Genomic DNA, 20,485 nt, shown 5'->3' on the forward strand with positions numbered 1-20,485 from the left:
TTGTGCGTCAGGGAAGGAGAAAACAGTCTGGCCGAACGGGCATCAAGAAAGCGTCAAAGACGACGCTCAGAGGCGATCGAGGTCGTCGCGCTGGGCCAGTTCGGCCAGCGCTTCGCGGGAGTCCAGCGGGAGTTCGCCGCGGCCTTCCAGAACTTCATGGAGAAAGCTCATGAACACCGTGTAGACGACCTCGCGGCCATCATCGTGGCGGACGACAAAGAAGGGGGCGGTGTCCACACCGTACTGCGCGGCGACCAGCCAGCCGGTGCTGGCGGGGTTGCGCTCGTCGGCGACCAGGGTGCGGTCGATGCGGTCCAGGTAGCCGCCCTTGACCAGGCGGTCGTGGACTTCGCGGCACTTGCGGCAGTCCTGGCCGTCGGCCAGGACTTTCTTCACCAGGGTGATGCGCATGGGATCGGCTCCGCCGCAGGCATGCAGGCGTCCGATCCTGGGCTGCGGGCTGACAAGGAAGTTTCCGTCAGCCGAGGGTACGGCTTCAGGCCTTGCTGATCAAATTGCCGGCGTGCAGGCCGCACTCTTTCTGCGTGGCTTCTTCCCACCACCAGCGGCCTTCGCGCTCGTGCTGGTTCGGCAGGACCGGGCGGGTGCAGGGCTCGCAACCGATGCTGATGAAGCCGCGCTCGTGCAGGCTGTTGTAGGGGATTTCCAGCATGCGGATGTAGGCCCAGACCTCTTCGCTGCTCATGTTCGCCAGCGGGTTGAACTTCACCAGCGGTTTCTCCGGGGTGGAGAAGGCGCCGTCCACTTCGACCACGGCGACCTGGCTGCGGGTGCCGGGGCTCTGGTCCTTGCGCTGGCCGGTGGCCCAGGCGGTCACGGTGGACAGCTTGCGCTTGAGCGGCTCGATCTTGCGGATGCCGCAGCACTCCCCATGACCGTCCTTGAAGAAGCTGAACAGGCCCTTCTCCTTGACGAAGGGTTCCAGCAGGCGCGGGTCCGGGGTCATCACTTCGATGGCGATGCCGTAGTGCTCGCGCACCTGCTCGATGAAGCGGTAGGTCTCTGGGTGCAGGCGGCCGGTGTCGAGGCTGAACACCTTGACGTTCTTGTTGAGCTTCCAGGCCATGTCCACCAGCACCACGTCCTCGGCGCCGCTGAAGGAAATCCACAGCTCGTCGCCGAAGTGCTCGAAGGCAAGCTTCAGGATGTCCTGTGGGGCTTTGCTGGCATAGCTCGCGGCGATTTCCGCGATATCGAACGGGAGGCTCATCAGGCGGTATTCCTAGTTTTAATGGCGCAAGGCGCTCTGTGGGCGCGATGGTAGCAAAGAGGGGGATATGCCCCTAAATAACCATCAGGAAGGTCGACTGTGGTGTTTGGGTATAAGTGGTGCGTTGCACCGCCTGGAGCGAGCGGCTAGAGTGCCGCCTCTCAAGTCAAACCTGCGGGGAAATCGTTCGTGGAAATCGCCTGTCTCGACCTGGAAGGGGTTCTGGTTCCGGAAATCTGGATCGCCTTCGCTGAAAAAACCGGTATCGAAGCGCTGAAGGCGACGACCCGTGATATCCCGGATTACGACGTGCTGATGAAGCAGCGTCTGCGCATCCTCGACGAGCACGGCCTGAAGCTGTCAGACATCCAGGAAGTAATCGCCACCCTGAAGCCGCTGGAAGGCGCGGTGGAGTTCGTCGACTGGCTGCGCGAGCGCTTCCAGGTGGTGATCCTCTCCGACACCTTCTACGAATTCTCCCAGCCGCTGATGCGCCAGCTCGGTTTCCCGACCCTGCTGTGCCACAAGCTGATCACCGACGAGACTGATCGTGTGGTGGATTACCAACTGCGCCAGAAGGATCCGAAGCGTCAGTCGGTCATCGCCTTCAAGAGCCTGTACTACCGTGTGATCGCCGCTGGCGATTCGTACAACGACACCACCATGCTCTCCGAAGCCCATGCCGGCATCCTGTTCCACGCGCCGGAAAACGTGATTCGTGAGTTCCCGCAGTTCCCGGCCGTGCACACCTATGAGGACCTGAAGAAGGAATTCCTCAAGGCGTCCAACCGCCCGCTCAGCCTGTAACACCGGCTGTGACGAAAAAGCCCCGCTGATGCGGGGCTTTTTGTTTTCTACGTTTCTGTCAGAGGCTTTCCAGCGTCCGCAGCAGCACGCCCACCTTGGTCAGCGATTCCGCGTATTCCTCTTCCCAGTTGGAGTCGGCCACGATGCCGCCGCCGGCCCAGCAGCTTGCCTGGCCGTCCTTGACCAGTACGGTGCGGATGGCGATGGAGCTGTCCATTTCGCCGCGCACATCGAGGTAGAGCAGGCTGCCGCAGTAGATGCTGCGCTGGGTCGGCTCCAGCTCGTCGATGATCTGCATGGCGCGGACCTTCGGTGCGCCAGTGATGGAGCCGCCGGGGAAGCTGCCTTCGAGCAGGTCCAGCGCGTCCTTGCCGTCTGCCAGTTCGCCACGCACGCTGCTGACCAGGTGGTGGACGTTGGGGTAGGTCTCCACCGCGAACAACTCGGGCACATGCACGCTGCCTGGGCGGCAGCTGCGGCCCAGGTCGTTGCGCAGCAGGTCGACGATCATCAGGTTCTCGGCACGATCTTTCTCGCTGGCGAGCAGGGCCTCGGCATTCTGTCGGTCGGCCTCGGGTGAGTCGCCGCGCGGGCGGGTGCCCTTGATCGGGCGGGTCTCCACCTGGTTGCCGTGGAGCTGGATGAAGCGCTCCGGCGACAGGCTGAGGACGGCGCCTTCAGGCAATGCCAGGTAACCGGCAAAGGGCGTAGGACAGGCCTCGCGCAGCGCGCGGTAGGCCAGCCAGGGCGAGCCCTGGCAGGGCGCACGGAAGCGCTGCGTGTAGTTCACCTGATAGCAGTCGCCGGCGAGGATATAGCCGTGCACCCGTTCCAGCGCCTCGTGGTACTGCTCGCGGCTCAGGTCCGGACGGAAGGGCGCAGCAAGCTGGAAGGGCGGCAGCGCTTCATCGTCGTGGGCGTTCTCGAACAGCGCGATCAGGCGTTCCCGCTCGCTGGCTGCCAGTGACGGGTGGAACACCAACTGGCTGCTGCGCTCCTCGTGATCGGTAACCAGTGCCCAGGCATACAGGCCCAGGCGCGCATCGGGCAGGGCGAGGTCGTCGAGGTTCGGTTCGGGCAGGTGCTCGACGCGCCGGCCGAAGTCATAACCGAGATAACCGATCATTCCGCCGACGAATGGCAGTTTGCGGTTGTCCGGGACTTTTGCCTCGCCCAGGCTCTGCAAGGCGCCTCTTGCGCGGGCGAAGAAGCGCTTGGCCGATTCGTCGGCGGTTGGTGCCAGTTCTGCCAATGGCCAGGCGCTCAGAAGGTCATAGCGTCCACGTGTGGCAATAGGTCGACCGGCGTCCAGGAGTACGGCGCCGGGTGCCCGATGAATCAGGGCGAAGCGTTCGCCCGGGTCTTCCCGGTAAGGAAGCGGGTACAGAAAACAGTCAGGCATGGGTAACAGCGTGCAGGCAAATGAGGTGATCAGGTCGGCTGAAGTGTCGATCCTAGAGCTATTTCTTCAGTTTACGTAGGAAAAGCATTCTGATAAGAAGTGACGAATCCCACGCGGACAGTGCTCCGTACCAACAACGATAATGACATAGGGATACAGGCCGTGGATGTAGTGCTCGAGCCCGCAGCCGGCAGCCTTCTGCGCTCCAGATTAACACCCCCTCGGGTGCCTGCTGATTATTTGATTCGTCCCGAGGTCCAGAATGCCCTGGACCGACATCCTTATGCCTCGATCCTGTCGTTCTCGGCGCCCGCCGGCTTCGGCAAGACCACCGCATTGGCGGCGCTGGCCGGCAAGCGTGCAAGCGAAGGCCACAAGGTCGCCTGGCTTTCCCTGGAGAGTGACGACGACGATCCCGGTCGTTTCTGCCTGAAACTCATCCAGGCCCTGGCCACTTCCGTGCCGGGCACCGGTGAGGATGCGCTGGGGTACGTGCATAACACCATGCGCGTGCCCGTGGTCGCGGTGATGGAAAGCCTGCTGATGGACCTCTCCCGTGACGAGCGCAAGGTCCTGCTGGTACTCGACGACCTGCATGAGATCACCCATTCCGACGTCTTCGCCGGCCTCAATCGCCTGGTGCAGTACGCGCCGCCCGGCCTCACCCTGGCCATCGGCAGCCGTTCCCAGCCGCCGCTGAACCTCGCTACCTGGCGCGCCAAGGGCCTGCTGCTGGAAATTGGCCAGGACGAGCTGCGCCTGTCCCGCGACGAAACCCGCGAGTACCTGGCCCGCGATGGCCTGCAACTCGAAGATAGCTGCCTGCAGTCGCTGCACAACCAGACCGAAGGTTGGATGGCGGGGGTTCACCTGGTCAGCCTGTGGCTGCGCCAGCAGCCGGGTGCTCCGGAAGACCTCAAGCTGCTCAGCAGCGACAAGGCGGCGGTGGGTGACTACCTGTTGCGCGCGGTGTTCGAGCGCCTGCCGGCCGACGTGCAGGACGCGCTGCTGTCCCTGGGGATCGCCAATCGCCTGAACGGCGACCTGGCCAATACCCTGACCGGCCGCCAGGACGGCCAGGCGCTGCTGGAGCATCTGGACAGCATGCAGCTGTTCCTCCTGCCGCTGGACCGCGACCGCCAGTGGTACCGCTTCCACCAGCTGTTCGCCGACTTCCTCCGCGCCTGCCTGCGCGAGCGTGATCCGGAGCGCTTCAAGCAACTGCACTTCAACGCCAGCCTGTGGTTCACCAACCACCACATGCCGACCCTGGCCATCGAGCACGCTTGCCTCGCCGAGGACCCGGAGATGCTCGCCGCGCTGGTCGATGGTTGTGGCCTTGAACTGATCAACCGGGGCCAGCTCTACCTGATCTCGCGCTGGCGCAAGCACGTGCCGAACGAGATCGCCGAGCGCTACCCGATCCTCGTGCTCAGCGACGTCTGGACCCGCGCCACCGAGCTCAGCCTGCCCGAAGCCAACCGCATGATCGACGAGCTGCTGGCGCGCTGGGGCGACTCGCGCGGCAACGGCCCGATGGGCAACCAGTACCTCTCGGCGCTGGCGGTGAAAGCCGTGCTGGCGCTGCAGAAAGATGACCTCGAACAGTGCATCACCCTGGCGCGCAAGGTGGAGAGCCAGCTGGGGCAGAATTCGGCGTTCCTCGAGGGCGCGATTCTGCTGATCGCCGCCTTCGCCCAGGTCGTGCGTGGCCAGGCGGAGCAGGCACGTCGCCTGATGGGGCTGGCGCAGCAGCGCAACCACTTCCTCGACGGCCGCTACCTGCACATGCAGCAATGCACCATCGAAGTGGTGCTGGCGCTGGAGCAGGGACACGTCAACCAGGCGCAGATGCTCATCGAGCGCGTACGTGAGCAGGCCATGCCGCTGTTCGACAAACGCTCCCAGGCCCTGGCGTTGCCGGCCATCGCCGAAGCGCTGACGGCCTACTACCGCACCGAACTGGATGGCCTTGAAGAGCGCCTGCGCTGGGCGCTGGGCCGGGTCGACGTGGTCAACCCCATTGATCTGTACGCCCAGGGCATGCAGTGCCTGGCGCGCATCCAGCGCCTGCAAGGGCGCGGCAAGGAGGCGCTGGCCACCCTCGGGCTGATGCAGACCCTGGCTTCGCGAAACCAGTCCTGGCGCTTCTTCGCCATGGCGGTGGGCGAGGAGATCAACCTGATCCTCCAGGAAACCGCCACCGACCGCTGCAAGCGCGCCGAACAGCGGCTCAAGGCGATCGACTGGGCGAAGCTCGCCAGTCACTACAAGCAGATGCCGTTCAACCCGGTACTCTGGGTGCAGGGCATCAGCCGCGTGCGCCTGCTCCAGGCGCGCGGGCACTTCAGCGAGGCGTTGCACGAAATCACCCAGCTGCGCGGCATGCTGCAGCCGGGCTGGCACGGCCTGCAACGGCTGCGCCTGGATCTTCTGGCGGCCCTGAGCTACCAGCGCCTGGGCTACCAGGAACGCTCCCATAGCCTGCTTGGCCAATGCCTGGTCGGCGCCGAGCGGGAAGGGGTGCGGAGCATTTTCATCGAGGAAGGCGAGGGGGTTCGCCAGTTGCTGCAGCAGCTGGAATCCACCGAGCGACAACCGGCGCTGCAGGTTTTCATTCGCGGAATGTTGACCGTCTGGCCGGGGCAGGAAGCACGCAGGTCGCCCGAAGTGCTCGAGGAAGGTCTGACCGACCGCGAGCGCGAGGTGGTATGCCTGGCGGCCCAGGGACTCTCCAACGAGGAGATCGGCCAGCAGCTGTCGCTGGCTCTGGGCACCGTCAAATGGCACCTGCACAACATCTACGAGAAGCTCAAGGTGCGCAATCGGACCCAAGCGATACGCCGTGCCCGCGAGCTGAGTCTGCTCTGACATGACGACCCTGACCACACTGCCGCAGCAGCCCATGCCGCTGCTGCGCACCAAGCTGTTCCCACCGCGCACCGACAGCGATTCGCTGCTGCCGCGCCGCGCCCTGATCGACCGCTTGTATGCCCACCGCCAGCAGCGCGTGCTGATCCTCAGTGCGCCGGCCGGGTTCGGCAAGAGCACCATTCTCAGCCTGTTCCGCCAGCGCCTGCTGGAGGGTGGCGCGCGGGTCGCCTGGATGTCCTGCGACGAGGGCGACAGCGAGCCGCAGCGCCTGGTGCAGTACCTGGTGGCGAGCATCCGCAGCGTCGAGGCGGATTTCGGCACCAACACCTCGAACCTGCTGCAGTCGGACATGACCCTGCCGCTGGAAGGCATCATCGACGCCTTCCTTTCCGACCTGCGTCGCCTCGACGGGCCGATCTACCTGCTGCTCGACGACTTCCACCAGATCCGCCACCCGGCGCTGGCCCACGGCGCGCGCTACCTGATCGAGCACCTGCCGGACAACATCCGCCTGGTCACCAGCACCCGCTATCGCCCGCGCTTCCTGGTGGACGAGCCGGGCCTGGCGCCCTGGGCCTTCTGCCTGAGCGGCGACGACCTGCGCCTGACCCGCGAGGAAACCGACACCTTCCTCACCGAACTCAAGGGGCTGGCCCTGAGCGACAGTGAGCTCAAGCTGCTGCATAAACGCACCGAAGGCTGGATCACTGCGCTGCATCTCGCGGCCCTGGCGCTGGCGCGCAACCCGGACCGCGCGGCGCTGCTCAAGGGGCTTTCCGGCACCGAGCGCGACCTTGCCGACTACCTCGCCGAGGACGTTCTGCGCAGCCTGCCCGAACCGCTGCAGCAGTTCCTCGACCAGACCTCGGTGCTCGACGAATTCTGCGCCGAGCTGTGCAACGCCCTGACCGGGCGCCGTGATGGCCTGGACATGCTGATGCGGCTGCAGAACGAGCAATTGTTCATCATCCCGCTGGACGACCAGCGCGAGTGGTTCCGCTACCACCACCTGTTCGCCGAATTCCTTCAGGGCCGCCTGGCGCGCAACTCCGATCCGACGCCGCTGCTGCACGCCGCCGCGCGCTGGTGCGAGGGCCGCGACATGGCCGACCGCGCGATCAAGTACGCCCTGCGCGCCCGCGACTATGCCTTTGCCGCCGACCTGCTGGAGCGCCAGGGCGCAAAGCTGATTGCCGGCAACCGCGTGTACGGCATCCTCGGCATGCTCAGCAGCATTCCCGCCGAGGTGATCCGCGAGCACCCGGTGTTCCAGATCTTCTACGCCTGGCAGCTGGCCTTCGAGCAGAAGTTCGCCGAGGCCGAGGCGCTGATCGAAGAGCTCAGCGTCCGGTTGCTGCAGGGGCAGGGCAAGGTGCGTCACTTCGGCATGGCCGAGCTGCTCGCCGTGGCCCAGGTGCTGAAGGCGCTGGTGCTGCTGTACCAGGACAAGCTGGAGGCCTGCCTGAAGGTGGCGCGCCAGTGGCTGGCGCTGGTGCCGGGTAACCAGCCGGTATTCCGCGCCAGCCTGTCGTGCATCCAGGCTGCGGCCTATGCGCTGCTGGGTGACTACGCCGAGGCGGCCAGTGCCATCGGCGTTGCCCGCGATTGCCTGCGCATGGCTGACAGCGAATACCTGCAGGTCGTCGTCAGCATGATCGAGGCGCTGATCTGCAAGGAACGCGGTGAGCTGGAGCGCGGGCGGACCATTGCCGAGAGCGCGCGCAGCCGCGTGGAGCGGGTCTTCGGCCGGCGCAGCCGGGTCGGAGGACCGTTGTCCCTGGCCTATGCGGATCTGCTCTACGAGCAGGATCGCCACGCGGCGATCCTCGCCGAACTGCCGCTGGCCACCACCTGGCGCGACGTTGCCACACCGGTGGAGCTGATCAGTCGCGGTCAGTTGGTGATGGCCAAGGCGCGATTCTTCGCTGGTGAGGCCGAACAAGGGTTGGCCCAGCTCGACGAATGGCTGGTTGGCCTGCAGTCGCCGGGCTACGAGCGGGTGCATGCGCTGGCGATGAGCTGCAAGGTGCAACTGCTGCTGTGGATGCGCCGGCCCAACGAGGCCGAGCGCGTGTGTCTGCAACTGGCGCGGCACCTCTCGGGACTCAACGCCGAACGCTATGCCGATGCCCACGCGGCGCTGGTGATGGCAGAGGCGCGCCTGGCGCTTTCCGAGCGCCACGCCGAACGTGCGCAGCAGCGTCTGGAATCGTGTCTGGCGGGCTTTACCTCGCCCTATCAGCGCGACCGGCGGCTGCGTCTTTCGCTGTTACTTTCTGTGGCGTATTGGCAGAAAGGTAACAGCGAAAAAGCCTTCGCTCTGTTCGCCCCCACCCTCGAGGAAGCCTGGAACCTGGGTTACCGGCGCCTGTTCCAGGACGACGCCCTGTGGCTACTGCCACTCTGGGAGGCCTGGAAGGGCGCAGAACCCAAGCGCGCTTCGGCCTGGCAAGGGGTGGCCGAGATGCTTCGCGAGCAATGCCGCAGGCTCTCCGTTGATCCTGAAAGTTTCGATGAAAATCAAGATGTTAGCCACCGTGAGCGAGAGATCCTGCGGCTCGTGGCGGCCGGCTTGTCGAACCGGGACATCGCCCAGGCGGTGCATCTGTCGGAGGCCACCATCAAGTGGCATCTGCACAACCTGTTCGCCAAGCTCGGCGTGCGCAGCCGCACCCAGGCGGTACTCAAGGGGAAGAGTCTGGGACTGCTCAGCGAAGCTTGAGTCGGAAGGTTGGTTTTGCGCCATCCCTTGGATGGGCTGGCAGGTTCACGGCGGGTCAGTAGCTTGGAGACCAGGACGAGAAGCTTCGTGCTTCACGAATCCATACCCGCGGCGCCTAAGGAAGAAGTCGGGGGTCTGGAAGATCGGCATCAGCCGGTCAACCTGCAGCGGGGTAGGACGCCCCTTGCAGTGCCTGGGGCAACCCCACCTGAACACTGGAGAGTTATAACAATGAAAATCAAGCAACTGGTTCTTGCAAGCGCAGTTCTGGCCGCTCCGTTCCTGGCACATGCCGACATGAAATCCATGGATGACGCTGCACTGTCCGGTATCACCGGCCAGGATGGCATCAGCATTTCCGGTACCTTCAACGCCTCCATTGGCGCTGTCACCTACAAGGACGCCGACACCAACGGCGGTTCCCTGGTCCTGCAGGGTATCCACCTGCCGAGCGTGACCATCGCCGACAACGCGCCGATGACCGTCGACGTGGTGAAAACCAACATCACTCCGGTTGGCGGCGGCACTGCCGTAGCCACCGAACAACTGGCCATCGGCCTGCCCACCGTGACCGGTGACGTCACCATCGACGCCGTCAAGGTAGGCACCGGCGGCGCCAGCATTGGTTCGCTGACCGTTTCCAACCTGAACCTCGCCGGTTCGACCGTGAAGGTCTGGGGTCACTGATCCCGAAGGTTGAAGCGCAGTACCCCTTGCCGGCGCCTGCCGGCGAGGGCCTTCCAGGAATGACTTCCAGAATTTGAAGCGAGGGGTGGGATGTTCGAGATTCTGCTGGGAAGCCTGCTGGGCCTGTTCGGTTTTACCCAGGCCGTGGATACCAAGCCGCAACAGCAGGGCACAGTGAACATCTCGCAGCCGCTCACGCCCAACGGTCCCTTCCGCGAGTCGGTCCAGCTCGAGCCGATGAGCCAGGTGCAGTTCCGCAACGTCATCCGCCAGGCCTACGACTACAGCTGCGGCTCGGCGGCGCTGACCACGCTGCTGGACTACTACCTGGGCCGCAACCTGGAAGAGCGTCAGGTCATGGAAGGCCTGATCAAGTACGGCGAGGCCGACAAGATCGTCCAGCGCCGTGGATTCTCGCTTCTGGACATGAAGCGCTATGCCGCCGCACTCGGCTACAAGAGTGGCGGCTTCCGTGCCGAGTTCTCCGACCTGGACTCGCTCGAACACCCGGCGCTGGTGCCGATCCACTATGCCGGCTTCAAGCATTTCGTCGTGGTCCGCGACGTCTACAACGACCACGTCTTCGTTGCCGATCCTGCCTTGGGCAACATCAGTTTCACCCGCGCCCGTTTCGAGGAAATCTGGGACCAGAACGTGCTCTTCGTGATCTACCCCAGCGGCCAGGAGCCCAGGAACGCTCTGGAGCTGAAGGAAGCCGACATGCGCCTGGTGGACGACCGGACCGTGAGCCTGCTGGCTTTCCGCGAGTTCCCGGAGATGAGCAAGGTCACCCAGAACCAGATTGGCACAGCCGCCACGAACGGAGATGTCCAGTACATCCGGCGCAAGTGATCGCCCGATCGGCCCATACGAATAAGAACAAGACCAGGGGATAGCAACATGGATTTCAAGGGGTTTGCGTGCGTTGCCGCTCTGGCCTTGCTGGCAAGTACCAGCACCATCGCCGAAGAAGCGACAACCGAAGACGCGCGTGATGCGCTGGCCAAGAAGGATACCGACGCCGATAGCGCCAAGGCGCTGGAGCAGGTATTCCAGGCCGCCGAGAAGAGCTACACCCTGCTCAAGAAAGGTGAGCGCCAGCTGACCTATGGCTTCGACTACACCCTGATGCGCGACACCCGCCTGCAGGCCGTGCGCAGTGGCGAGAACGTCTACAGCGTGCTGGCCCAGAGCGAGGCGCAGCACACCTTCACCAACTCGTTCACCTTCGACTACGGCATCTGGGACAACCTGACCTTCAGCATGCGCCTGCCGTTCGTGGCCAAGTACGACACCGAGCGCGACATCCATGCCTACAGCCTGGGCGATGTCTCCGCCACCCTGCGCTGGCAGCCCTGGGCCGCGCGTCGTGGCGCTCCGGTCACCACGCTCTACGCCACCCTCGGCCTGCCCACCGGCGACAGCCCGTACAAGGGCAACGTGCAGGATGACGTCTCCACCGGCAACGGCTTCTACAGCCTGGGCGCCGGCGCCAACATGTCCTACGTGATCGATCCCGTCGTGCTCTACGGCTCGCTGGGTTACACCTACAACATGAAGGTCGATGACATCCACCAGAACCAGTTCGGCGAAGAGCTGGAGAAGGTGGTGCCGGGCGATACGCTGAACTTCGCCATGGGCATGGCCTACGCGCTGTCCTACGACGTTTCCCTGGCCACCTCCTACCAGATGGCCTACTCGTTCAAGAACAAGTACTACTTCAACGACCGCACGGTCGAGGCGCCCGAGCAGACCAGCGCGATCATGAACTTCTCGCTCGGCCTGCGAACATCGCCGGACTACATCGTCAACGTGAACGCCGGTTTCGGTCTGACCGAAGACTCGCCGGATGTACTGCTGGGGGTTTCCCTTCCCCTGGATATCCAAGGCCTCAAAGCCCAGTAACCGACGAGCGACCACCACATGACTATGCGCATTTCGCCCCTCGCGGTGGCGATGGCAGGGGTAGGGTTTGGCTGGGCGACGCTCGCCAACGCCCAGCTCGCCAACGACCTGACCATCGGCAACCCCAAGGCCATGGCCATGGCCAACGCGGTCACGGCCGACTCCACCGGTATCGACGCGGTGCACTACAACCCCGCCGCCCTGACCAAGCTCAAGGGCCGCCAAACTCAGCTCAAGCTGATCACCGGGGTCATGGATATCCGCGCCGGCTTCAAGGCGCCGCCGGACTATGGTTCGTCCTCCTTCGGCCTGGACGACGACCCGGTGGCCGGTGAGAACAGCCGTACCCTGACTCCGACCATGTACCTGCCCGGCCTTGGCGGCATGACCGACATGCCGCTGCTGGTGGCGCCACTGGCCGGCCTGTCGATCAACCCGCCGGGCTCCAAGTTCACCTTCGCCACCAACGTCTACGCGCCCCAGGCGCTAGGCTATTCGCGCGACTCGGACAGCGACCCGGCACGCTACGAAGGCCGCCGCGTCTCGCTGCAGCGCATCACCTACTTCTCGCCCTCGGTGGGCTACGAGGTCAACGACGACCTGTCGGTGGGCCTGAGCATCGGCTTCTCCCACCAGGCGATGGCGCTGGACACCGACTTCCGCAACCCAGGCCTGCTTACCGGCCTGTTGCAGACCCTGCACGACACCACTTGCGTGCCCGGTGCGCAGGAGATCGTCGAGCTGGTGTTCAACGTCTGCGGCGGCCGCATCGGCCCCTACGACTCGCTGGCCAACCTCAAGCTGGACATGCAGCAGACCCTGTCGCCGAGCTTCAACCTGGGCGTGCTGTGGGAACCCTACGACTGGCTGGCTTGGGGCGCGACCTACCAGAGCGAGTCGCGCATGCACCTCAAGGGCAAGTACCGTGTCGACTACACCAAGGACTGGCAGGGCTTCTGGTCCGGCATGCAGAACTCGGTATTCGGCGCCTTCCTCAGCCCGCTGTTCCCCTACGGCAACGCCGAGGAAGAGCACGGTGTGGCGACACTGAACATGGTCAACCCGGACAGCTTCTCCACCGGGATCAAGGTGCGGCCGTTCGACAGGTGGCAGTTCAACTTCGACCTGAAGTGGACCGACTACAGCGACTGGAACAAGCTGGAAATCGAGTTCGACAAAGAGCTCGACCTGCTGCGCATCGCCAAGAACTTCGCGCCCAACGGCGCCACCGACCACAGCATCATCCTCGACCGTGGCTACCAGGACACCTGGAGTTATGCCATGGGCGTGCAGTACGACGTCAACGACCGCCTGCAACTGCGCGCCGGATACGAGTACCGTCCCTCGGCGATCCCCAAGGACAAGGCGGACGCCCTGGTGCCTATCGGCGACGCCGATCTCTACGGCCTGGGCCTGGGCTATCAGTGGGACAAGGACACGGTGATCGACCTGGGCTTCAACTACTTCGTCTCCAAGCAGAGCATCAAGGCGGGCACCAGTTGCAATCTGAACTGCACCGGCATCGACAACCTGGTGTACAACCCCTATGCCGGCCTCGACGTCAGCACCACGGTAAAGGCCTATGTGTTCGCCATGACTTACCGCACCACCTTCTGAGGGCAACAACATGAACGGGCTGACCCTCCTGATTTCCTGCGTCGCCGCCGTCGGCGTGGTGAGCGCATCGGCGCAGGCTGCCAGCGGCCGCTACCTGTCGTGGATCGACGACAGCGGCCAGGTGCACAACACCTTCGTCGACGCCAACTACGCCCAGCAGCAGCGCCAGGCGGACAAGCGCATCGACCAGAGCGACCGCGCACGCCTGATCGACCTCAGTGCCACCCAGTGGCCGGGCGCCCGGCCGGCGGGGGAGAGCAAGCGCCGCTACTTCACCTGGGTGGACGCCCAGGGCAACCTGCAGAACAGCTTCTACGCCGCCGGCCAGGTAGCACCCGGCCGCGCGGATTACGTGCTGCCCAACGGGGACCATTCTTCCGAGTACATCGACGCCGAGTCCTACGAGGATCGCGGCTTTGTCCGCAGTGAGAACGGCAACCCGTACTTCACCTGGGTCGACGACAAGGGGCAGGTGCGCAACTCACCGATCACAGCGGAGCAGCGCGGGGCAATGTTTCGTCGGGGCGAGCAGGGCGGCAGCACTATCGCCTTTACCGAAGGCCGGCAGATCGACCTGAAGGGGCGCCCGAACAACCTGCCGGGGCTCGACGGCATGGGCGAGCAGACTGACGCCATGAAGGCGCTGCTCAAGGGCAGTGGAAAGACCCTGGACGACCTCTATGTCGACCTGCAGCGGCGTTGCTGCGATCAGATGGGCGACGGTGACTTCACCGAGCTGTCGGTGGAAGAACCGCGCTACGAGGAGCTGAACAAGTTCTCGCCGAGCTTCGATTTCCCCATGGGCAAGAGCTACTTCGTGGCAATGAAGCTGCCCAGCTCACAACACGTCTACGGCTTGCGCGTGCGCAGCTTCGCCAACCACCAGGTGGTCTACCCGTCGCTGCTGTTCCTCGACGAGCAGAAGCGCCCGACGCGCCTGGTGAGTGACGCGGTGTACAAGCTCAATCCGGAGACCTGGTACCGCTATGCATTCATCGAAGGGACAATCCCGGTGCGCGCCAACCAGGGTGAGCGTTACGTCCTGCTGCTCACTACCGACGAGGACCGCAGCCTGCAGACCCTCGACAACAAGCCCTACAAGCGACCGCTGGAAGACCTGGCGGTGAACGAGGCCGGGATGAAGGTGCGCGAGCACGGTGACCAGGGTGGGTTCGAGCTGGCCGTAGTGCGCTGAAGTAGTTTCGTAGGGCGAATAACCCGAAGCGGGTTATCCGCCAGCCTCCACGGCGCATAACGCCGTTGGCGTTATGCGCCCTACGCGCTGTCCGCGAAATCAGATGACCATGAAAAAGCCCGGCGAATGCCGGGCTTTTTTGTGGGGCAGGGCGCTTCAGACTTCCTTCGGATGCACGTGGCCGAAGAGCTGCTGGGAGAAGCGCACGCGCTCTTCCACGGTTTCCTTCACACCCTTGGCTTCCAGCTCGGCCAGGTGCGCCTCGACGGCATGGGTGCGCAGGGTCAGGCCGCAGTCGTTGGCGATCTGGATGTTCAGGCCGGGGCGGGCGTTGAGCTCAAGGATCAGCGGGCCCTTGTCCTGGTCCAGCACCATGTCCACGCCGATGTAGCCCAGGCCGCACAATTCGTAGCAGCCGGCGGCGAGCTTCATGAAGCCGTCCCAGTTGGGCAGTTGTACGCCGTCCACCGCGTTGGTGGTGTCCGGGTGCTTGCTGATCTTGTTGTTCAGCCAGGTGCCACGCAGGGTCAGGCCGGTGGCAAGGTCCACGCCCACGCCGATGGCGCCCTGGTGCAGGTTGGCCTTGCCGTTGGACTGGCGGGTCGGCAGACGCAGCATCGCCATCACCGGGTAGCCCATCAGCACGATGATGCGGATGTCCGGTACGCCTTCGTAGCTGATGCTCTTGAAGATCTGGTCCGGGGTCACCCGGTACTCGATCAGCGCGCGGTCGCGGTGGCCGCCCAGGGAGTACAGGCCAGTGAGGATGCTCGACAGCTGGTGCTCGATTTCCTCATGACTGATGATCCGCCCGGAGACCGTCTTGTAGCGCTCCTCGAAGCGATCGGCGATCACCAGGATACCGTCGCCACCGGCGCCCTGCGCCGGCTTGATCACGAAGTCGCTGCGCTCGCCGATGATCTCCGGCAGGCGTTCGATCTCCTTCTCGGTGGAAATGATCCCGTACATTTCCGGTACGTGGATGCCCGCCTCGATGGCGCGCTGCTTGGTGATGATCTTGTCGTCGACGATCGGGTACAGGTGCCGCTGGTTGTACTTGAGCACGTAGTCCGCGTTGCGTCGGTTGATGCCCATGATGCCTTTGGCTTCCAGGGCTTTCCATCGCTTGATCAGGCCGAACATGGCTTAGTCCTTGAGGAAGGCTTTGAAGCGGAACAGTTCGGTCAGGCGGTAACCGCGGTAGCGACCCATCGCCAGCATGAACGACACCAGAATCAGCAGCACGGCCGGGAAGGTGAACACGAAGTACACCAGCTCCGGTACGCGCATCAGGATGTGCGCCAGGGCAGCGGCGAACAGGGTGCCGATGGCAGCCTTCATGGCGTGGGCGGCGCCGCGCTCTTCCCAGGTGATCGACAGGCGTTCGATGCTCATGGTCAGGATCACCATCGGGAACAGGGCGACCGACAGGCCGCTCTCGAAGCCGAGCTTGTGGCTGAGCAGGCTGATGGCGGCGATCATCACCACCACGAAGGTCAGCACCACCGACAGGCGTGGCAGCATCTGCAACTTCAGGTGTTCCAGGTACGAGCGTAGCGACAGGCCCAGCGCGGTGATAACGGTGAACAGGCCGATGCCCCACTGCAGGCCGGTCTCGCGGAAGGCCAGGGCGATCAGCACCGGGGTGAAGGTGCCCAGGGTCTGCAGGCCGATCAGGTTGCGCAGGATCAGGATCACCAGCACGCCGAACGGGATCATGATCATGATCTGGAAGGTCTGCTGAGTGGACAGCGGCAGGCCGTACAGCGAGTACTCGAGGAAGGCCGCGTCGGTGTTCTCGTCCGACAGCTTGGCCAGGCGGATGGCGTTCATCTCGCTGCTGTTGAGGCTGAAGCTGACCTGGGCCTTCTTGCCACCTTCGATGGACAGCAGGCTCTCGTCACCCAGCCACCAGATCAGGCGATCGTTGGGCAGGCCGCGCTCGCCGGTTTCCGGGTTGAAGTACAGCCATTCCTTGCCGTTGTAGCTGCGCAGCCAGAGTTCGGGCTGCTGCGGCTGGTTGGCGACCAGGCGGATGGTATGCACGCGCTCCAGCGGCACGTGGGCCACCGCGAGCAGGGTTTCGACCACGTGGGAGCGCTTGTCCAGGCTGGTGTCGCCGGCCAGCAGCAGTTTCACGTTGTCGTCATTGAGGTTGTTGGCGCGCTTGATGGCTTCGCTGACGAAGGTCTCGACGTCCGCCGAGTGCTGGCGGATGGGCGCGATCAGGGCTTCGGCGGCGATCTTGTCCGGGCCTTCCAGGGGCAGGCTGTCGCGGAAGATCGGGCCCTTTTCCTTGGCCTTCTCGGTAGCGCCGGCATAGCGCTTGGTCAGCACCAGGCGGTAGTAGAGGGTCTGCTGGCCGCTGGCGCGGCGCGAGGACCAGGTCACCTTGCGGTTGCCGTCGGAGCGGTTGATGCCCACGCCGTAGTTGTTGGAGACGAAGCTCTCGTTGAGGCTGACGTAATCCTGGGCCAATGGCGGCACGAACATCTGCACCTTCACCGGAGTCTTCGGCGTGGCGATGAACTCGACCTTGGCGTCGATGTTCCACAGGTCGTCGGTCTCGGCCTCGGTCATGGGGATGCCGAGGACGAAGATCTGGTAGGCGGTGATCGCGACGCCCAGCGTCAGCAGGATGGCGATCAGGACCTTCAGATGCAGGGTAAGAGAGCGCATGGGATTACTCGGCAGGTTTCGCTACGGGTTGGCAGCCGGGCTTGCCGGCAGCGTATTTCAGGCTCGGGTCGACCAGGGCGCCGAAGCGCTTGAGCGCGTCGGAGCCGATCAGAAGCGGGTATTGGAAGGCGCTGCGGTCGGTAAGGTTCACTTCGATGGTGCGCAGGGCCTTGCCCATGCACAGCTGAAGCTCGATGACCGGACGCGCGGTATAGGCCTTGCCTTCGTCGGGGTCGTAGTCGCCGTGGCGGCGCTTGATCTTGCTGATGCGCGCCAGGGGTTTCTCGATCGGCTGGCTGTCGGCGGTGTCGGTGGCCAGGTAGAACCGCACCCAGGTCTCGCCATCGCGCTTGAAGCGCTTGATGTCGCGGGCGCTGAGGGAAGCGGTCTTGGCGCCGGTGTCGAGCTTGGCGGCCAGTTCGATGTCCAGGTCGTTGATCCGGGCGTATTCGTTCAGGCCATAGACGGTCTTGCCGGCAGCTGCGCTGATGCCGGGAAGCAGGAAGATGCTCAGGAAGAGGAGCAGGGCAGTGGGCTTGAGTCTCATGGGCCTTGATGAGTGAGTGGCCGCAAAGCCTTGAAAAGAAACGCCCCGGTCGTCACCCCAAATGGCTGTGGCCGGCATGCCGGCCGGCGTGGCCTGGTGACGCCAGGCAATAGCGCGCCGAATTCTATCATGTGGTTTTTCGCTGGCGACAGTCGGTTGGCGTGTTGGCAGGGTATTTGTTTCAGGCATATGACAGGGCCTTGCGGGCCCGCCGAATGCCGGGCGAGCGGCGGGCTCTGCCAGAACCCGTCCGACCGCCAGGCGGCCGGGCGGGTTCAGTCACTCAGGGCTTTTCCTCCTCGGCGGTGACCTCGGTCCAGCTACTGTCCGGGTCGAAGCGGCTCATCTTCTTGGCGATTTTGTCGCTCTCCGGGCCGAGGTTCTTGGAGAAGATCTCGCCATCGTGGCTGATCATGAAACTCATCACGCCGCTGTCGCCGTACTTCACCGGCCAGGCGATCAGGGCAAAGCCGCGGGTCATCCTGCCGCCGATCTTGTAGTCGTAGGCGCCACCGGGGGCCGAGGGGCCCTGGGCGGTGAGGATGCGGTAGTGGTAGCCATGCCAGCCGTCGCCCGGCAGGTCGTCGCCGAACAATGGGCCGAGCGGGCTTTCCTCGCCGCCGTCTTCCTCCGGCCAGTACAGACCGTCATGGTGCCCGTCGCTGCTGACGAACTGCTGCGCGTACTCCAGGACGCCGTCGCCGTTGCGGTCAACCTCGGCGTAGTCCATCTGCGCGTCGTGGTAGGCCTGCACGGCCTCCAGGGTCGACTCCTCGTTGCGGCCGATGCGGCGAATGCGTATTTCCTCGCCGCCGGCCTTGGCGTTGAAGGCCCAGCCGTTCTTGTCGTGGACGATCGGCAGGGGCAGGGTCCAGGGATCGTTGCCGACGACCAGATGGGCGAGTCGCGGATTGTCTTTCTCGATCCGGTGCTTGTCCTTGTAGTGGGCGAGGAAGGCGTCCACTTCATCCCGGTCGATGCCGGCGGTCGGTATGTAGCTCTGCCAGTCCTTGCCCAGCAGAGCGGCCAGGCGTTCGGGGTCGGCCTTTTCGGTGCCGAGCGCGGCGATGAAGGCGTCGGCGGCCGCGTCGGGGGTGGGGAAGCTGTCCTGGGCCAGCAGGCTGGCGGGCAGGGCGGCGAGGAGGGCGAGCGCCAGCAGGCGCGATGCGATGGGCATGGCTCGTCTCCTAGCGGCGCCGGCCGCCGCCGGAGGGCGCGCGGGCAGGACGTTGGACGGTGTGACCGGCGCGGGCGGCCTGCGGGCGGCTGGCGGCGGCGCGGCTGACTTGGCCGCGGTTGGCAACTTCGCGGGATTGCCTGGGGTTGTTGGCGCCGGCAAAGGCATTGTTGCGCGGGGCCTGGGTGCGGGCGTGCTGCTGGCGCGCCTGTTCGCGGATCTGCTGGTTGTTCTGCGTCCGTGGCCGTTGCTGCGCCTGGTTGCTGCGGTTCTGTACCTGGTTCTGCGTGCGCTGGCGGTTGTCCGGGGTACGGTTCAACTCGCGGGTGGCAGCTTGCGCCCGCTCACGGGCCTGGGCGTTGTCGCGGTTGCCTTGCTGCAGACGCTGCTGGGCTTGCGGGTTGTCCCGCAGGTCGCGGGTCGCCGCCTGGGCACGCTCGCGGGCCTGGGCATTGTTCGCCGCCGGTGGGGAGATGCCGCGTTGGGTCAGGCTCTCCCTGGCTTTCGCGCGCTCCTGGGTGCGGGCCGAGTCGAAGCCGCGCAGCGCATCACGCTGCTCGCCCCCGGCCAGTCGGCGGTTGTACTGCTCGCGGCTGGCAGAATCGCGATAAGGCACGCCATTGCGATAAGTCGGATTGTGCTGCCACTTCGCCCGGTTGCCGTTGACGTTGCCGGTGAAGTCTCGATTCACATTGCGATTCACGTTCCGGTTGCTGTTGAAGTTGTTGTAATGCTCCACGTCGACGTCGATGTCATGGTCGTCCCAGTCACAGTCGCCCCAGAGAGATCCGACGATGGCAACGCCCGCGCCGAACGCCAGACCGGTGGCCAGCGCCGTGGCGACGGGGTATTCGGGCGGTGGCGGGTAATACACCGGCGGGCTGGCGGGATAGGGCCAGGAGCCGTAGACCTGCGTGGGGTTGTAGCTGGGCACGTAGACCACCTGCGGATCGGTGGGCTCGATGATGATCGTCTGCGCCGCTGCTGGTTGCTGCACTACTACGGTGTCTCCACCGGAAGCGGGCTGCGTCGGTGCCGGCTGGGCGGCCGGCTTGATGGTTACGGTCTGCTGCTCGTTCGACTGCAGGTTGCCGGCGGCCTGGGCCTGGCGACGCAAGCGCTGGATGGAATCCATCACCGCATCGGGCTGGGCAAGGAAGGCATCGCCGACGCGTTGCACCCAGGCCGGGTCCTGCCCCAGCGTGGCGAGCACCAGGGGGAAGGCGACCAGCGACTGGACGCTGGGGTCCCAGGGTTGGTTGGCGACCTGTTTCACGGCGTCATCGCCTGCCGCCTTGGGGTTGGCCTTCGACCAGGCTGCGGCGTCGGCAACGTTGCCGGGGTAGGTGGTGGCCATCAGCACCTGGGCCAGCAGCGAGTCGGGATACAGCGCCAGCGGCGCGAGCATCTGGTCCAGTTCCTCGACGCTGAACACCGCCTGCGAGGGCGCGGCAGCGGGCGCGGCCGGGGCGGCGGCTGGAGGCGGGGCAGGGGGCGCTGGCGGGGGAGGCGCTGTCGCGGCGGGCGGGCTGGCGGGTGGCGTGGCGGCCGTGGCGGTCTTGGCGACGGGCTTGTCGCCCGAATCGCAACCCGTCAATGCCAACAAGGCGACCAGAATCAGGTACTGACATTCTCGCATGGC

16 protein-coding genes are annotated in these 20,485 nt (G+C 64.8%); 8 read left to right on the forward strand and 8 right to left on the reverse strand.

Annotation, left to right across the window (positions count from 1 at the left end; genetic code table 11):
• Positions 1-66: 66 nt before the first annotated feature.
• Positions 67-411: a hypothetical protein gene (locus IB275_RS10505; RefSeq protein ID WP_192295406.1), complete on the reverse strand. Its 345-nt coding sequence runs from the start codon at positions 409-411 to the stop codon at positions 67-69.
• 85 nt (positions 412-496) lie between these two features.
• Positions 497-1,231, reverse strand: coding sequence for a phosphoadenylyl-sulfate reductase (locus IB275_RS10510; protein WP_081520588.1), 735 nt, complete (start codon positions 1,229-1,231; stop codon positions 497-499).
• Positions 1,232-1,420: 189 nt separating this feature from the next.
• On the opposite strand from IB275_RS10510, the gene thrH reads away from it, so the two are divergent.
• On the forward strand, positions 1,421-2,038 hold the full coding sequence (gene thrH, locus IB275_RS10515) for a bifunctional phosphoserine phosphatase/homoserine phosphotransferase ThrH (RefSeq protein WP_024765701.1): 618 nt from the start codon (positions 1,421-1,423) through the stop codon (positions 2,036-2,038).
• A gap of 58 nt (positions 2,039-2,096) precedes the next feature.
• Here the strand turns inward: thrH and pabB are convergent, their stop codons facing one another.
• Entirely contained in the window at positions 2,097-3,440 is a 1,344-nt protein-coding gene (pabB, locus tag IB275_RS10520) for an aminodeoxychorismate synthase component I (RefSeq protein ID WP_192295407.1), read from the reverse strand.
• 162 nt (positions 3,441-3,602) lie between these two features.
• Between pabB and IB275_RS10525 the strand changes: the two genes are divergently transcribed.
• The 7 genes from IB275_RS10525 (at position 3,603) to IB275_RS10555 (ending at position 14,440) form a co-directional block, all read left to right on the forward strand.
• Positions 3,603-6,311, forward strand: a complete 2,709-nt coding sequence (locus IB275_RS10525; RefSeq protein ID WP_192295408.1) for a winged helix-turn-helix domain-containing protein — start codon at positions 3,603-3,605, stop codon at positions 6,309-6,311.
• 1 nt (position 6,312) lies between these two features.
• Positions 6,313-9,036, forward strand: a complete 2,724-nt coding sequence (locus IB275_RS10530; protein WP_192295409.1) for a winged helix-turn-helix domain-containing protein — start codon at positions 6,313-6,315, stop codon at positions 9,034-9,036.
• Between the two features lie 231 nt (positions 9,037-9,267).
• On the forward strand, positions 9,268-9,723 hold the full coding sequence (locus tag IB275_RS10535; RefSeq protein WP_017516894.1) for a DUF6160 family protein: 456 nt from the start codon (positions 9,268-9,270) through the stop codon (positions 9,721-9,723).
• 90 nt (positions 9,724-9,813) lie between these two features.
• Positions 9,814-10,575: a C39 family peptidase gene (locus IB275_RS10540; protein ID WP_081520584.1), complete on the forward strand. Its 762-nt coding sequence runs from the start codon at positions 9,814-9,816 to the stop codon at positions 10,573-10,575.
• A 48-nt stretch (positions 10,576-10,623) separates the two neighbouring features.
• Positions 10,624-11,628 carry a transporter gene (locus IB275_RS10545; protein ID WP_081520583.1) on the forward strand — a complete coding sequence of 335 codons (1,005 nt, stop codon included), beginning with the start codon at positions 10,624-10,626 and terminating at the stop codon, positions 11,626-11,628.
• Positions 11,629-11,646: 18 nt separating this feature from the next.
• Positions 11,647-13,245 (forward strand): outer membrane protein transport protein, encoded by a 1,599-nt coding sequence (locus IB275_RS10550; RefSeq protein ID WP_139791695.1) that lies wholly within the window; start codon positions 11,647-11,649, stop codon positions 13,243-13,245.
• Between the two features lie 10 nt (positions 13,246-13,255).
• Positions 13,256-14,440: a MalM family protein gene (locus IB275_RS10555; protein WP_192295410.1), complete on the forward strand. Its 1,185-nt coding sequence runs from the start codon at positions 13,256-13,258 to the stop codon at positions 14,438-14,440.
• 156 nt (positions 14,441-14,596) lie between these two features.
• Here the strand turns inward: IB275_RS10555 and IB275_RS10560 are convergent, their stop codons facing one another.
• The 5 genes from IB275_RS10560 to IB275_RS10580 form a co-directional block, all read right to left on the reverse strand.
• Positions 14,597-15,583 carry an alpha-L-glutamate ligase-like protein gene (locus IB275_RS10560; protein ID WP_081520580.1) on the reverse strand — a complete coding sequence of 329 codons (987 nt, stop codon included), beginning with the start codon at positions 15,581-15,583 and terminating at the stop codon, positions 14,597-14,599.
• Between the two features lie 3 nt (positions 15,584-15,586).
• A complete protein-coding gene (rloB, locus tag IB275_RS10565; protein ID WP_192295411.1) occupies positions 15,587-17,119 on the reverse strand; it encodes an osmotic stress tolerance membrane protein RloB in 1,533 nt (510 codons plus the stop codon).
• Between the two features lie 4 nt (positions 17,120-17,123).
• Positions 17,124-17,666, reverse strand: coding sequence for a retropepsin-like aspartic peptidase RloA (rloA, locus tag IB275_RS10570; RefSeq protein WP_081520578.1), 543 nt, complete (start codon positions 17,664-17,666; stop codon positions 17,124-17,126).
• Positions 17,667-17,949: 283 nt separating this feature from the next.
• Entirely contained in the window at positions 17,950-18,843 is an 894-nt protein-coding gene (locus tag IB275_RS10575; RefSeq protein WP_192295412.1) for a DUF2950 domain-containing protein, read from the reverse strand.
• 10 nt (positions 18,844-18,853) lie between these two features.
• Positions 18,854-20,482, reverse strand: a complete 1,629-nt coding sequence (locus tag IB275_RS10580; RefSeq protein WP_192295413.1) for a DUF3300 domain-containing protein — start codon at positions 20,480-20,482, stop codon at positions 18,854-18,856.
• Between the last annotated feature and the right edge of the window lie 3 nt (positions 20,483-20,485).

Origin of the sequence: Pseudomonas sp. PDM21 (genome assembly GCF_014852505.2) — a bacterium.
In the GTDB taxonomy this organism is placed as follows: Bacteria; Pseudomonadota; Gammaproteobacteria; order Pseudomonadales; family Pseudomonadaceae; genus Pseudomonas.